The organism is Candidatus Erwinia dacicola (genome assembly GCF_001756855.1).
Lineage (GTDB): Bacteria > Pseudomonadota > Gammaproteobacteria > Enterobacterales > Enterobacteriaceae > Erwinia > Erwinia dacicola.
On record NZ_MAYS01000313.1, the window covers coordinates 1 to 1,020 of the forward strand.

The window sequence follows — 1,020 nt, forward strand, 5'->3', positions numbered from 1 at the left end:
CTCCTTCCTGATGAAGGCCTTTATGCGCCGGATGAGATGCCCGTTGACTCAGCATGACCGCTTTTATATCAAAAAACGAAAAGATGAGGGGATTAACCCATCTTCCATCGTCAGAGAACTGGGCGTCTCGCGCTCTACGGTGAGCTGGGAACTCAGACGTAATGCTGACTCCACCTTCAACGGGCTCTACTCGTCTAGACGGGCTGAAACGTTAGCCAGAAAACGACGGGGGAAAACATCGGCACATAATGCGTCTGTCAGGCTCAGCACCGAAGTGCAGAACTTCGTCAGACAGGAGCTCGCACTGCACACTTTTCGCTTGGGGTTATCAGCGGAAGACTGCAGAAGCTTTTTGATATTACTGTCAGCAAAAATACCCTCTACCGCTATATCCGCAGGGACAGACTGGCGGGTGGTGAGCTTTATCTTTAGCTGCCTCACTGGGAAAACGCTATCGGTATGACGCCGGGGAACCCCAGCGCAGCGCCATTCCTGACCGCGTGGGGATTGAGCATCGCTCGGATAAGGCGGAGCTCAAACGGCATCCCGGGCATTTTGAAATCGATACGATTTTTGGCAAAGACCGGAAGTCATTCCTGCTGACCACGGTGGATAAAGTGACAAAACAGGTCATTATCCGTAAACTGGCGAATAAGCGCGCAAAGAGCGCCGTGGAGGCGTTCAGCGACATCGTAGCGAATACCTTCTGTGAGTTCAAAACACTGACGGCAGATAATGGCTCTGAGTTCGCGCAGCATAAGCAAATCGCGCAGGTTACCGGAGCAAAAGTCTTCTTTTGGGAATGGGCCATATTTGTTCTGTGCGGTGATGGTACCCGCGCCGCCGCTGCTGCAGAAGGAGATACCAAAGTTGGCGTTTTCCGCTTTTATCACGTCGCTCAGCTTCATATCCGCTGCAACGTCCGGGACTACAATGGCTTTACCGCCCGCTTTCTTGATACCTGCTGCCACTTTCTGGCCTTTACCTAAACGATCGCCGATCACTATGTAGTGGCACACT

Annotated in this window: 1 protein-coding gene and 2 pseudogenes; 2 read left to right on the plus strand and 1 reads right to left on the minus strand. The window is 52.4% G+C overall.

All coding sequences use genetic code 11. From position 1 onward, the window contains the following. A partial coding sequence (locus BBW68_RS09240) for a helix-turn-helix domain-containing protein (protein ID WP_148127613.1) occupies positions 1 to 463 on the plus strand: 463 nt, incomplete at its 5' end. Positions 464 to 500: 37 nt separating this feature from the next. Further along, positions 501 to 737 (plus strand): annotated as a pseudogene (locus BBW68_RS20700) (IS30 family transposase); the annotation flags it as partial. A 69-nt stretch (positions 738 to 806) separates the two neighbouring features. Here the strand turns inward: BBW68_RS20700 and BBW68_RS09245 are convergent. Continuing rightward, positions 807 to 1,019: pseudogene (locus BBW68_RS09245) on the minus strand (SFCGS family glycine-rich protein); the annotation flags it as partial. Position 1,020 lies beyond the last annotated feature (1 nt).